The sequence below is a fragment of the Streptomyces morookaense genome, assembly GCF_013030945.1.
In the GTDB taxonomy this organism is placed as follows: Bacteria; Actinomycetota; Actinomycetes; order Streptomycetales; family Streptomycetaceae; genus Streptomyces; species Streptomyces morookaensis.
Window position 1 is genome coordinate 37,568 of sequence record NZ_JABBXF010000043.1, and the last position, 12,701, is coordinate 50,268.

Genomic DNA, 12,701 nt, shown 5'->3' on the forward strand with positions numbered 1-12,701 from the left:
GGGGGTGGGGTGGTACCGGCCGGTGGGGGGCCGTCGGTGGATCCGTTCAGCGCCCGTCGCCCGGCGCGCCGGGCTTCCAGCGGAAGAGCCGCTTCTCGGCGAAGGTCAGCAGTCCCTCGGCGAGCAGTGCCACGACGGCGAGGATCGCCATCGCCGCATAGACGCCGGCCGGGTTGAAGGACGTCTGCGAGACCGAGACGAGCAGGCCGATGCCCTTGGACGCGCCGAGGTACTCGCCGACGATGGCACCGATGAGGGCGAAGCCGAAGCTGACGTGCAGGCTGGTGAAGATCCACGAGGTGGCGGACGGGACCACGACCTGCAGGGTGACCTGGCGGTGACCGGCGCCCAGGATACGGGCGTTGGCCACCAGGTTGCGGTCCACTTCGCGGGCGCCCTGGAAGGCGTTGAAGAAGACCGGGAAGAAGACGAGCACCACGGCCGAGGCGACCTTGGAGGCGGGCCCGAGACCGAACCAGATCAGGAAGATCGGCGCCAGCACGATCCGCGGCAGCGCATTGAGGACCTTGATGTACGGGCCGAGGACGTCGGCCATGAAGCGCACCCGGCCGAGCACGATGCCGAGCACCACGCCGCCCGCCACGCCGATGACCCAGCCGAGCAGGGCCTCCTGGAGCGTGTACCAGATCTGTTCCCCGAGCGATCCCTGGGCGGTGCCGTGCATGGTCCACTGGACGATCTGGTCCCATATCCTCGACGGCATCGAGAAGTTGAAGGGGTCGATGACCTCGGTGCGGGCCAGGACCTCCCAGGCGCCGAGGACGACGGCCAGCAGCAGCACCCGGGCGCCGAGGACCAGCAGCCGGTACTGCCGGGCGGCCCGCGCCCGGGCCTCCGTACGGCCCTCCTTGCTTCCCCGGACGGCCACGGCGGCGGAGACGGCTTCAGGCGACACGGGCGGCACCCCTTTCACGGGTGATGCGGACTTCCTCGCCGAGGCAGGCCCAGATCTCCCGGTAGAGCTCGACGAACTGCGGTTCCAGACGCACGGATTCGACCTTGCGGGGGCGCGGCAGGCCGATGGGGAAGACCTGCTTGACGGTGGCCGGTCCCGCGGTCATCACCACGACCTTGTCGGCCAGCGCGATCGCCTCCTCCAGGTCGTGGGTGACGAAGACGACGGAGGCGGCCTGTGCGCCGGGCCGGGATCCGCGGGATCCGCCCCACAGCTCCAGGAGTTCGTCCGACATCAGCGCGCGGGTCTGCACATCGAGCGCGGAGAAGGGCTCGTCCATGAGCAGGATGGCCGGATCGTTGACGAACGTCTGGGCCAGGGCGACGCGTTTGCGCTGGCCGCCGGAGAGCTGGTGCGGATAGCGGTCGGCGAAGGCGGCGAGTCCCACGCGGCCGAGCCAGTCGCGGGCCCGGGCCCGGGCCTCCGCCTTGGGCACGCCGCGGAACCGGGGGCCCGCCGCCACGTTCGAGAGCACCGTCCTCCAGGGGAAGACCGCGTCCTGCTGGAAGACGAAGCCGACCTCCGGCCGGATCCCCTCCACCGGCCCGCCGTCGATGAGCACTTCGCCCTCGGTCGGCTCCTCCAGCCCGCTGACCAGGGTGAGCGTGGTGGATTTCCCGCATCCCGTGGGACCCACGACGGCCACGAACTCGCCCCGCCCGACGGTCAGATCGAGATCGCGCACGGCCGTGTGCACCTCGCCCGACGGCGTCCGGAACACCTTGCTCGCACCGCGCAGCTCGATCGCCGGGACACCGCCCGGCGGATTGCCGCTGTTCACCGTCCGCCTCCTTGCACTTGCACGTGCGCCTTGCGCCTTGCACCGGCTGTCCGGCCCCGCGATTCGTGCGGGGCAGCCGGAGGTGGAGGCTAGGAGTGACCCAGGGCACAGGGGCAGCCTTGTGAGCGCTGTGCGGCTTGAGTGCACGAACCCTGTTCTGCTCGTTTTGCGCGCGTTAGAACAACAGTCAGGACACCAAAGTGACACGGGGGCTGAGCAAAGCGGCCTGATACGGCTACGTTCGGTTCATGCTGCTGCATCGCAGCGCAACGGAACGGATGGAACGCGACACCCTGCAACAACCGCTACGGGGTGGTGCCGAGACGAAAGGGACCGACATGCGCCCCCGGTGGCCCCGCCGCGTCTTCGCCCACGTGCTGTCCGTGCACCTGCTGATCACCACCGGGGTCATCGCGCTCACCACCGGCCTGCTCCTCGCACCGCTGGAGGCGCAGCTCGACGACCAGGCCAAGCGCAGGGCACTGGCGATAGCGCAGGCCACCGCCGCGCAGCCCGGCATCGCCCACGACATCCTGGCCGGGCGGCCGGACCCCGACGGCCCGGTGCAGGCCGCCGCCGAACGCATCCGCCTGGCCACCGGCGCCCGTTACGTCGTGGTGGTCGACACCCGGGGCATCCGCTGGTCGCACACCACGCCCGGGGAGATCGGCCGCCACGTCGGCAGCGACCCGGGGCCCGCGCTCACCGGGGCCGAGTGGACGGGCATCGAGGACGGCACCCTGGGCCGCTCGGCGCGCGGCAAGGTGCCGCTGCGCGACACCGAGGGCGCCATCGTGGGCGCCGTGTCGGTGGGCATCGCCTACGACGACGTGCGCGGGGGCCTGGTCAGGGCGCTGCCCGGCATCCTGACGTACGCGGGCGCCGCACTCGCGGTCGGTGCGCTGGCCGTGTTCGCCGTCTCCTGGCGGCTGCGCGCCCGGACGCACGGCATCGAACTCTCCGAGATCTCCGCCCTGCTGGACGAGCGCGAGGCGATGCTGCACGGCATCCGCGAGGGCGTCGTGGCGCTCGACCGGCGCGGCCGGGTCCGGCTGGTGAACGACGAGGCGCAACGGCTGCTCGGCATCGGCCCTACGGCCACGGGGCAGCCGATCGACGCCGTCCTGCCACCCGGCCGGGCCGCCGACGTGCTGGCGGGCCGGGTGTCGGGGACGGACCTGCTCACCGTCTGGAACGGCCGGGTGCTGGTCGCCAACCGGATGCAGACCCGCGACGGCGGCACGGTGGCCACCCTGCGCGACCGGACCGAGCTGGAGCAGCTCGCCCGGGAACTGGACGGCACCCGGGGCCTCGCGGAAGCGCTGCGCGCACAGGACCACGAGCACGCCAACCGCATGCACACGATCGTGGGGCTGCTGGAACTGGGCCTGTACGAGGAGGCCGTGGACTTCGTGGCCGAGGTGACCGGCGCCCACCGGGCCACCGCCGAGCAGGTCCTCGAAAAGGTCCACGAGCCGCTGGTGGGCGCCCTGTTGGTGGGCAAGAGCGCGGTCGCTGCCGAGCACGGAGTGGCCCTGCGGGTGAGCGGTGCGACGCAGCTGCCCGCCCAGGTGGTGGACCCCCGGGACCTGGTGACGGTGCTGGGCAATCTCGTGGACAACGCACTGGACGCGGCCGCGGGGCGCGCCGGGGCATTCGTGGAGGTGGAGGTGCGGACGGTGGGGACGACGGTCGTGATGCGGGTCGCGGACAACGGGCCGGGGGTGCCCGCGGCGGCGCGGGAGCTGGTGTTCACCGACGGCTGGTCCACCAAGCAGGCCGCGCCCAACCGGCCGCGGGGGCTGGGGCTCCCGCTGGTGCAGCGGCTGGCGGAGCGGTACGGCGGATCGGCCCGGGTGGGCGAACGGCACGGCGGAGGTGCGGTGTTCACGGTCGAGCTGCCCGAGGCGCTCAGAACCACGGTCCCGCTGCAGGAGGCGGCCCGGTGATCGAAGTCCTAGTCGTGGACGACGACTTCCGCGTCGCCGAGATCAACGCCGCCTATGTGTCCCGCGTTCCGGGCTTCCGCGTCCGCGCCACCGCCCACAGTGCGGCCCAGGCGCTGGCCGAACTCGCAGGCGGCGGCGTCGACCTGGTGCTCCTCGACCACTATCTGCCCGACGAGACGGGCCTGTCCCTGGTCCGCCGCATCCGCCAGCTCGGCCACCACACGGACGTCATCATGGTGACCGCCGCCCGGGACATCGCGACCGTCCGCACCGCCATGCGCTACGGCGCGCTGCAGTACCTGGTCAAGCCGTTCACCTTCGCGGGGCTGCGGGTGAAGCTGGAGGCATACGCCCAGCTGCGCCGCGCCCTGGAGGGCACCCAGGAGGCCGAACAGGACCAGGTCGACCGGATCTTCGGCACCCTGCGCACCGCGGCCGTCACCACTCCCCTCCCCAAGGGCCACTCCGCCCCGACGGCCGAACTGATCCGCCGGGTGCTCTCGGACGCGGCCTCACCCCTCTCCGCGCACGAGGTCGCCGAGCGTTCGGGCCTGAGCCGCTCCACGGCTCAGCGCTACCTCAAACGGCTGGAGGAGTCCGGCCGGCTCGACCTCACCCTCCGCTACGGCGAGACGGGCCGCCCGGAACACCGCTACACCTGGGCGGGACGCGGCTGAACTCCCCTTCCTACCCGCTCAGATGCCCTGCGCGCCCGGCGGCCGGGCGATGCCGTGGTGGTAGGCGTAGCGCACGGCCTGGGCACGGTCACGAACCCCGGCCTTGGCGAAGAGGTTGTTGATATGCGTCTTGACCGTCGCCGTGCTCACGTGCAGCCGCCGGGCGATCTCGGTGTTCGACAGCCCGTCGGCCACCAGGGCGAGCACCTCCGCCTCACGGACCGTCAGCCCGTCCGGCAGCTCCCGGGAAACCGCGGGCGCGGGCCCGGGCGCCGCGGCCACCGGCGCGGACAGCCTTTCCAGCAGCCGCATCTGCACCTTCGGCGACAGCCCCGCTTCCCCCGACATCACCTGCTCGACGGCCCGGACGATCTCCTCCGCCCCCGCGTCCTTGGTGAGATAGCCCCGCGCCCCGGCCTGCAGCGCCGGGAACAGCGAGTCGTCGTCGCCGAACGTGGTGAGCACCACGACCTGGGTGCCCGGGTGCTCACGGCGGATCCGGCGCGTGGCCTCCGCCCCGTCGCAGCGGGGCATCCGGAGGTCCATCAGCACCACGTCCGGGGCCAGTTCGGCGACCAGCCGCACCGCCTCCAGCCCGTCCGCCGCCGCACCGACGACCTCGATACCGGGCAGCAACCCCAGCAGCATCACAATGCCCTCACGCACCACGGTCTGGTCGTCGGCGACCACCACCCGCGCCCGCCGGCGCTGCTCGCCCCCCGCACCGTCGTCCGTGCCACCCGTCATGCCGGTACCCGCAGACGCACCACGAACCCCTCCCGATCAGTCCCGGCCGGCCCGGCCTCCAGCGTGCCGCCCAGCAGCTCGGCACGCTCCCGCATCCCGATCAGACCGTACCCGGCACCGGAGACCGCAAGGCCGCCCACGGGCCGACGCGCCCCGCTGTCACGGACCGACAGCTCCACCTCACCCTCCAGATAGGCGAATCTCATCTCCACCCGTGCCCCCGGGGCGTGCTTGCGCACATTGGTCAGCGCCTCCTGCGCCACCCTGCGCACCGCCAGCCCCGCCTCGGCCGGCACCCTCCGGGGCTCGCCCGTCACCTCCAGCTCCGCCCCCTCGGCAGCCGCCACCTCCCGCAGGAAGTCCTCCACTTGGGCAATCTCGCCACGCAGGGCCGACAGCGCCTGCCGCGTCTCCGCCAGCCCCGAACGCGCCATGCGCCGGGCCGCGGTGACCCGCTCCAGTACCTGTTCCCGCTCTCCTCCCCCTTCGATCAGCAGGCGTGCCGCCTCCAGGTGGACCATCTGCGCGGAGAGGCTGTGCGCGAGCACGTCGTGGATCTCCCGGGCGATCCGTGCCCGCTCCGCCAGCGCCGCCGACTCGGCCTCCGCACTGCGTGCGGCCCGCTCCTGGGCCAGCAACCGGAACCCGGCCCCGCGCGCCTCCTCGTCCAGCCTCAGCGTGTACCCGATGAGCCCCACCAGCCCCACCGTGAGAGCCGTCCTCGCCGGGCTGTCCGTGCTCGTCACGGCGTACATGCCCATCGCGGCGGCAGCGACGGCGAACCCGTACGCCAGGGGGAGCCGCTCGATGGCGATGCCCCCGCACAGGCACCACATCCCCGTGGCCGCGGTGTGCGCCCCGCCGGCCTCGGCGAGCACTCCCACCGCCCACAGCACGCCCAGCCACCCGACCGACGGCCACAGCCGCATGTCGAGCGTCATGAGCCGGTACTGCCAGACCGCGGCGACGCCGAGCAGAACACCCGCGGCGAGGGCCCCGTAGCCCCACCCCCGGAGCATGTCCTGGTGCAGCACGCCCCACAGGAACATGCAGCCGAAGACGATGCGGACCGCCCACGAGATCATCCTGCGCGCCTGCGGAACCCCCACCGGGGCCAGCGCTTCACGGGCCGGCCACTCGGTCCAGCTCTGCATCGGCACGTACGGTCCTTCCGCCACGGCGCCGGTCTCAGCCACCGGCAGGGACACGGTACGCCGGGGCCAGCCCCCGGGCCCGGTGGACCAGCACCCCGGTGCGGGCGAGGAGCAGCGCCGCCACGGTGATCATGACACCCGGCCCGCCCTGGTGGACCCCGGCCAGCGTGCCTATCCCGTACAGCACGAGCCGCAGCACCAGGCCGCCGGCCCACACCGCCGCGGTCGCCTTGCCGCCCTTGGCCCAGACCGTCCCCGAGGCGTCCGTCCATATGCGGCTGGTCCAGGCCCAGGCCGCTCCCGTGGCGAGCCCGGCCAGCACCCCGGCGGCCAGCAGCCCGGCCGAGGCCGCCCGGTGCCCGGCGTCGATCAGCCCCGGCTGGCGCACCGCCATCACCACGAGCACTGCGGGCAGCAGCCACCAGCGCCCGGCGTCCTGGGTCAGCCTGCGCGGCTTCAGCTGCCGCACCAGCACGAACGCGATGACGGCGACGATGAGGACGACGTCGGCAACGCCGGACAGGGAGCCGGACATGGAGGAGCCTCCGGTGAGCGGGGACGTCCGCGGCAGGACCGCGGGAAGGACACGTCCGACGCTACGGATCCGGCTCCCGGCGGGAATCGGAGCACGGGTGGGCCCGGGGTGGAGCCCGGGTGGAGATCTCTCTCCACCCGGGGGTGGACGCCGGCCCGACCGCCGGGCCCCGGGCGCCCCGTCAGGCGTCGATGCGCGAGCGGTCCAGCGTGGCCCCGGAGTTGGTGATGAACTCCTTGCGCGGGGCCACCTCGTTGCCCATCAGCAGGTCGAAGGTGCGCTCCGCCGCCTCCAGGTCGCTGATGTTGATCCGGCGCAGCGTGCGGTGGCGCGGGTCCATCGTGGTCTCGGCCAGCTGGTCGGCGTCCATCTCACCGAGGCCCTTGTAGCGCTGGATGCTCTCCTTGTAGCGGATGTTCTTGCGCTCCAGCTCCAGCAGCGTCTGCCGCAGCTCGTTGTCGGAGTAGGTGTAGATGTACTTGTCCTGGCCCTTGCGGGGGTTGATGAGCTCGACCCGGTGCAGCGGGGGCACCGCGGAGAACACCCGCCCCTCCTCCACCATCGGCCTCATGTAGCGCTGGAACAGCGTGAGCAGCAGGCAGCGGATGTGGGCGCCGTCCACATCGGCGTCCGCCAGGAAGATGACCTTGCCGTACCGCGCCGCGTCGATGTCGAAGGTGCGGCCGGAGCCTGCTCCTATCACCTGGATGATCGCGCCGCACTCGGCGTTCTTCAGCATGTCGGAGACCGACGACTTCTGGACATTGAGGATCTTGCCGCGGATGGGCAGCAGGGCCTGGAACTCCGAGTTCCGGGCGAGCTTGGCCGTGCCCAGCGCGGAGTCGCCCTCGACGATGAAGAGCTCGCTGCGCTCGACGTCGTCGCTGCGGCAGTCGGCGAGCTTGGCCGGCAGGGAGGAGGACTCCAGGGCCGTCTTCCGCCGCTGGGCCTCCTTGTGCTGCCGGGCGGCGATCCGCGTGCGGGCGGCCGCCACGACCTTCTCCAGGACCGCCCTGGCCTGCTGCTTCGCGTCGCGCTTGGTCGAGGTCAGGAACGCCTTGAGCTCCTTGGCGACCACGTTCGCCACGATGCGGGAGGCGGCCGAGGTGCCGAGGACCTCCTTGGTCTGCCCCTCGAACTGCGGCTCCGCCAGCCGCACGGTCACCACGGCGGTGAGCCCCTCCATGGCGTCGTCCTTGACGACGTCGTCCTCGGCGACGCGGAGCAGCTTGGCCGAGCGGAGCACCTCGTTGACGGTCTTGGTGACCGACCGCTCGAATCCGGCCACGTGCGTGCCGCCCTTGGGGGTGGCGATGATGTTGACGAAGGACTTGACCGAGGTGTCGTAGCCGGTGCCCCAGCGCAGCGCGATGTCCACGCCGAGCTCGCGGGTGACCTCGGTGGGCGTCATGTGACCGCGCTCGTCCAGGACGGGGACGGTCTCCTTGAAGGTGCCCTGGCCGGTCAGCCGGAGCACGTCGCAGACGGCCTTGTCCTGCGCGAGGTACTCGCAGAACTCGCTGATGCCGCCGTCGTAGCGGAACGTCTCCTCGGTGGCCTCGGCGCCCTCCAGGCCCCGTTCGTCGCGCACGACGATGGTCAGCCCGGGCACCAGGAACGCCGTCTGCCGGGCACGCCCGTAGAGCGTCTCCAGGGAGAGCTTGGCGTCCTTGAGGAAGATCTGCCGGTCCGCCCAGTAGCGGACGCGGGTGCCGGTGCGGGCCTTGGGCACCTTCTTGCCCTTGAGGAGCCCGCTGGCGGGGTCGAAGGGGGCGTCCGGGCCGGACTCGGTGAAGATGCCGGGCACGCCGCGGCGGAAGCTGATCGAGTGCGTCCGGCTGTTGCGGTCGACCTCGACGTCCAGCCGGGAGGACAGCGCGTTGACGACGGAGGCGCCCACGCCGTGCAGACCGCCGGAGGCGGCGTAGGAGCCACCGCCGAACTTGCCGCCCGCGTGCAGCTTGGTCATCACGACCTCGACGCCCGACAGGCCCGTCTTGGGCTCGACGTCCACGGGGATGCCGCGGCCGTTGTCGCGCACCTCCACCGAGCCGTCGTCGTGGAGGACGACCTCGATGCGGTCGCAGAAGCCGCCCAGGGCCTCGTCGACGGAGTTGTCGATGATCTCCCACAGGCAGTGCATCAGGCCACGGCTGTCCGTGGACCCGATGTACATACCGGGACGCTTGCGGACGGCTTCGAGGCCCTCGAGGACGAGCAGGTGCCGCGCGGTGTAGTTGGAGCCGTCCCGGTCTGCTCCGGTCAGCAGCGCAGTGGACGGCACGGACATTTCGGCGGTCACGCGGTTCGCTCCTCGCTGAATTTCTGTCTGGCCCTCGTTCGGGCACATGGGTGGCTCGGGTCGCCGTTCAGAGGGTACCGAGGCCTGGTAGAGCCTTTGTGCCGCCACCCGTAACCAGGGCCATGCTAATCCAGACCTAGATCACATGTTCGATACCTCTCCGGGGTGACGTGCACATCACGTTCCCTTGGAGGCATGAACCATTTAGGCTCCGGGCACGTCCTCAAGAACAACCCGGCAGCCGGCCGGGGTGGACGACAACCCCCAGCGACGTGAAACCGTAGGCCCACGCAATACGGCTCATTCGCCGCCAAATCGTCAAGATCCGGCTCACTCGGAAGGAAGTTTCGAGGAAAAGCCACGAGCGGGAACGTTTTCGGCCTGGTTGGATGTTGACCCTGGTACGACAGCTCGTCGAGCTAGAGAAGAGGCGACGTGACTACTGTTCTGACCCCCGCGAGCCCGCTGACGGCCGCTGACCGCTGCGACCGGTGCGGCGCTCAGGCATACCTGCGCGTCGTTCTCATGAGCGGCGGTGAACTGCTCTTCTGTGCCCACCACGGGCGCAAGTTCGAGCCAGAACTCAAGAAGATCGCCGCGGAGATACAGGACGAGACGGAGCGGCTCACCGCCGTCCCGGCGTCCGCGTCCGACGAGGACCGCTGAGTCCCTCGCCGAACGCCGATACATCGCATTCCACGACGAGCGAGGTCCCGCCACCCAGGGCTGGACAGCCGCGGGCGGCCACCCCACGGGGAGGCCGCCCGCTCTCGTACCCTCATCACGGGGCCTTCCCGGGCGGCTGAGCGCCTTGTGGCTGCTGGGCGACCTGTGCCTGCGCCGGAGGCTGCGGAGGCCCCTGAGCAGCCGTCTGAGGCGGTGCCGGGGGCACCACGGCCGGCGGCGGGGCCTGTGGCGGCGCGACTGCCGCGGGCGGCGCGGCGGGCTGCGGGTTCACGACAGGCGGCCGCGACAGATTCTCGGCACTGTGCTGCTGCACCAAAGCGGCGACGGCCGAGATCCGTGTGTACACCCCCGGATGCTGCGGCAGGGCACAGCCGCTCCCCCACGACACCAGCCCCACCAGCCGCCCCTCCGCCACCAGCGGCCCCCCGCTGTCCCCCTGGCAGGCATCCCGCCCGCCCTGCAGCACACCCGCGCACAGCATCGACGACGGCTGGTACACGGCCTCCTGACCGCCCGGGTACACGCGTCGGCACTGTTCGTCCTCCAGCACGAACACCTGGGACGCCCGCAGACCGTCCGCGTAGTTGCCGTTGCCGATCGTGTCCCCCCACCCGTAGACACCGGCCGACGTACCGGGGGCGTAGGCGCCGTCCCCGGGCTGCGCCATGGCGATCGGGTAGTTCTCCGGCACGGGCGTCGACAAGGTGATGACGGCGACATCCCCCGCATTGGTCTCCGGGTCGAAGCCCGGGTTGACCCAGATGCTCTTGGGCGGCAGCTCGCTGCCCTGCCGGGTCCGCAGGTCGGTGCGGCCGACGATGACGCGCAGGTCCTTCACGTCCGACGGATCGCCACCGAGCACCTCACGGCTCAGGCAGTGTGCCGCCGTGACGACGGTCGTACGCCCCACCAGCGCCCCGCCGCAGAATTGCCCGGACCGCATAGGGCCGAACCGGTCACGACTCGCCAGAGCCACCGCCCAGGGCGCGTCCGCACTGCTCACCGCCTGCCCGCCGACCACTCCGCGGTCGTCCCCCCGGACGGGGCCGGGGGCCAGCAGGGCCAGCACTGCCGTCCCGACCAGCGGGTAGCTCAGGGCGCGCATTTCCACCTCTCCTGACCAAAGCGGAGTTCCTCGCATACCCAGCGTTACCCCCGCGGGCGGACACCGCATCCGGAAGCGGGCAGGGCCCGGCCCCTCCGAAGAGGGACCGGGCCCTGCCCGCAGACCGGATCGGGTGGATCAGTCCAGGTAGTCGCGCAGCACCTGGGAGCGCGACGGGTGACGCAGCTTGGACATCGTCTTGGACTCGATCTGGCGAATGCGCTCGCGCGTCACGCCGTAGACCTTGCCGATCTCGTCCAGCGTCTTGGGCTGGCCGTCGGTGAGGCCGAAGCGCATCGAGACGACACCCGCCTCGCGCTCGCTGAGCGTGTCCAGGACGGAGTGCAGCTGCTCCTGCAGGAGCGTGAAGCTGACCGCGTCCGCCGGCACGACCGCCTCGGAGTCCTCGATGAGGTCACCGAACTCGCTGTCGCCGTCCTCGCCCAGCGGGGTGTGCAGGGAGATCGGCTCACGGCCGTACTTCTGGACCTCGATGACCTTCTCGGGGGTCATGTCGAGCTCCTTGGCCAGCTCCTCCGGGGTGGGCTCGCGGCCCAGGTCCTGGAGCATCTGGCGCTGCACACGGGCGAGCTTGTTGATGACCTCGACCATGTGCACCGGGATACGGATGGTGCGGGCCTGGTCGGCCATCGCGCGCGTGATGGCCTGGCGGATCCACCAGGTCGCATACGTGGAGAACTTGTAGCCCTTGGTGTAGTCGAACTTCTCCACCGCGCGGATCAGACCGAGGTTGCCTTCCTGGATGAGGTCCAGGAAGAGCATGCCGCGGCCGGTGTAGCGCTTGGCCAGCGAGACCACCAGACGGAGGTTGGCCTCCAGCAGGTGGTTCTTGGCGCGGCGCCCGTCCTCGGCGATGATCTCCAACTCGCGCTTGAGCTTCGGGGCCAGCTTGTCGGCGTTCGCCAGCTTGTCCTCGGCGAACAGACCGGCCTCGATGCGCTTGGCGAGCTCGACCTCCTGCTCGGCGTTGAGCAGGGGAACCTTGCCGATCTGCTTGAGGTAGTCCTTGACCGGGTCGGCGGTGGCACCGGCCACCGCGACCTGCTGCGCGGGGGCGTCGTCCTCGTCCTCGTCGGACAGCACGAAGCCCTTGTTCTCGCCGGCCTCGTCCTCTTCCTCGCCCTTGCCCGGGGCGGGGGTCTCATCGAGGAGCTCGTCCTCGAGCAGCTCGTCGGCGTCCTTCTTGGAGGCGGTCTTCTTCGCCGCCGTCTTCTTGGCGGCGGTCTTCTTGGCCACCGTCTTCTTGGCCACTGCCTTCTTGGCGGCGGTCTTCTTGGCGGGCGCCACGGCCTCGCCGGTCTCGTCCTCCCCGTACGCACCCGACTGGGCGGACGGGGCGGAGACTGCCGATCCGGCAGGCGAGGCCTGCCGGGAGGTGACCGTCTTGGAGGAGACGGCCTTGGTGGCGGTGCGCTTCGCCGGGCTCTTCGCTGCGACGCTCTTGCGGGTGCGCTTGGGCGCCTCTGCGGCACTGACCATCAGCGTCACACCCTCCTCGTCGAGGACCTGGTTGAGGCTGCGCAGTACGTTCTTCCACTGGGTTGGCGGAATCTGGTCAGCCTCGAAGGCCCGACGCACGTCGTCGCCGGCGATCTGCCCCTCGGCCTTTCCCTGCTCGATGAGCGCCATCAGAGACTCGGATTCGGCGATCTCCGGCGGGAGCGTACGGGATGTGCTGGCCGACACGAACAACCTCTCGGAACGATGGAAACGGCTTCCGGTCCCGGCCCGCCCCGTTTCGGACGACCGGTTCCGACGACCGCCGGC

General features: G+C 71.2%; 11 protein-coding genes. 3 read left to right on the plus strand and 8 right to left on the minus strand.

Features of this window, described 5'->3' with window-relative positions; all coding sequences use genetic code 11:
* Positions 1-46: 46 nt before the first annotated feature.
* Both HG542_RS19325 and HG542_RS19330 read right to left on the minus strand, forming a co-directional pair.
* The gene (locus HG542_RS19325) at positions 47-916 is read right to left on the minus strand and encodes an ABC transporter permease (RefSeq protein WP_171083134.1); all 870 of its coding nucleotides are present in this window, start codon (positions 914-916) and stop codon (positions 47-49) included.
* Entirely contained in the window at positions 906-1,757 is an 852-nt protein-coding gene (locus tag HG542_RS19330) for an ABC transporter ATP-binding protein (protein WP_171083136.1), read from the minus strand. Before HG542_RS19330 ends, HG542_RS19325 begins: the two co-directional genes overlap by 11 nt.
* Positions 1,758-2,095: 338 nt before the next feature.
* Here HG542_RS19330 and HG542_RS19335 point away from each other — a divergent pair, with 338 nt between their 5' ends.
* Both HG542_RS19335 and HG542_RS19340 read left to right on the plus strand, forming a co-directional pair.
* Positions 2,096-3,706, plus strand: coding sequence for a sensor histidine kinase (locus HG542_RS19335; RefSeq protein WP_171083137.1), 1,611 nt, complete (start codon positions 2,096-2,098; stop codon positions 3,704-3,706).
* Positions 3,703-4,383, plus strand: coding sequence for a response regulator (locus HG542_RS19340; protein ID WP_171083139.1), 681 nt, complete (start codon positions 3,703-3,705; stop codon positions 4,381-4,383). Before HG542_RS19335 ends, HG542_RS19340 begins: the two co-directional genes overlap by 4 nt.
* Before the next feature lie 18 nt (positions 4,384-4,401).
* Here the strand turns inward: HG542_RS19340 and HG542_RS19345 are convergent, their stop codons facing one another.
* The 4 genes from HG542_RS19345 to HG542_RS19360 form a co-directional block, all read right to left on the minus strand.
* Entirely contained in the window at positions 4,402-5,130 is a 729-nt protein-coding gene (locus tag HG542_RS19345) for a response regulator transcription factor (RefSeq protein ID WP_171083141.1), read from the minus strand.
* On the minus strand, positions 5,127-6,284 hold the full coding sequence (locus tag HG542_RS19350; RefSeq protein WP_171083249.1) for a sensor histidine kinase: 1,158 nt from the start codon (positions 6,282-6,284) through the stop codon (positions 5,127-5,129). Before HG542_RS19350 ends, HG542_RS19345 begins: the two co-directional genes overlap by 4 nt.
* 34 nt (positions 6,285-6,318) lie before the next feature.
* A complete protein-coding gene (locus tag HG542_RS19355) occupies positions 6,319-6,819 on the minus strand; it encodes a DUF1453 domain-containing protein (RefSeq protein ID WP_306665321.1) in 501 nt (166 codons plus the stop codon).
* A gap of 181 nt (positions 6,820-7,000) precedes the next feature.
* On the minus strand, positions 7,001-9,121 hold the full coding sequence (locus tag HG542_RS19360) for a DNA gyrase/topoisomerase IV subunit B (protein ID WP_171083143.1): 2,121 nt from the start codon (positions 9,119-9,121) through the stop codon (positions 7,001-7,003).
* 435 nt (positions 9,122-9,556) lie between these two features.
* Here HG542_RS19360 and HG542_RS19365 point away from each other — a divergent pair, with 435 nt between their 5' ends.
* Positions 9,557-9,787 (plus strand): DUF7455 domain-containing protein, encoded by a 231-nt coding sequence (locus tag HG542_RS19365; protein WP_071961820.1) that lies wholly within the window; start codon positions 9,557-9,559, stop codon positions 9,785-9,787.
* Between the two features lie 115 nt (positions 9,788-9,902).
* On the opposite strand, the gene HG542_RS19370 is transcribed toward HG542_RS19365, so the two are convergent.
* Together HG542_RS19370 and HG542_RS19375 are read right to left on the minus strand one after the other, a co-directional pair.
* Positions 9,903-10,913, minus strand: a complete 1,011-nt coding sequence (locus HG542_RS19370; RefSeq protein WP_176606734.1) for a S1 family peptidase — start codon at positions 10,911-10,913, stop codon at positions 9,903-9,905.
* A 138-nt stretch (positions 10,914-11,051) separates the two neighbouring features.
* Entirely contained in the window at positions 11,052-12,620 is a 1,569-nt protein-coding gene (locus HG542_RS19375; RefSeq protein ID WP_171083146.1) for an RNA polymerase sigma factor, read from the minus strand.
* Between the last annotated feature and the right edge of the window lie 81 nt (positions 12,621-12,701).

Coding starts and splice junctions, on each gene's coding strand:
- HG542_RS19345 (WP_171083141.1), bottom strand. CDS start 5,130: ATGACGGGTGGCACGGACGACGGTGCGGGGGGCGAGCAGCGCCGGCGG.
- HG542_RS19335 (WP_171083137.1), top strand. CDS start 2,096: ATGCGCCCCCGGTGGCCCCGCCGCGTCTTCGCCCACGTGCTGTCCGTG.
- HG542_RS19350 (WP_171083249.1), bottom strand. CDS start 6,284: ATGCAGAGCTGGACCGAGTGGCCGGCCCGTGAAGCGCTGGCCCCGGTG.
- HG542_RS19370 (WP_176606734.1), bottom strand. CDS start 10,913: ATGCGCGCCCTGAGCTACCCGCTGGTCGGGACGGCAGTGCTGGCCCTG.
- HG542_RS19355 (WP_306665321.1), bottom strand. CDS start 6,819: ATGTCCGGCTCCCTGTCCGGCGTTGCCGACGTCGTCCTCATCGTCGCC.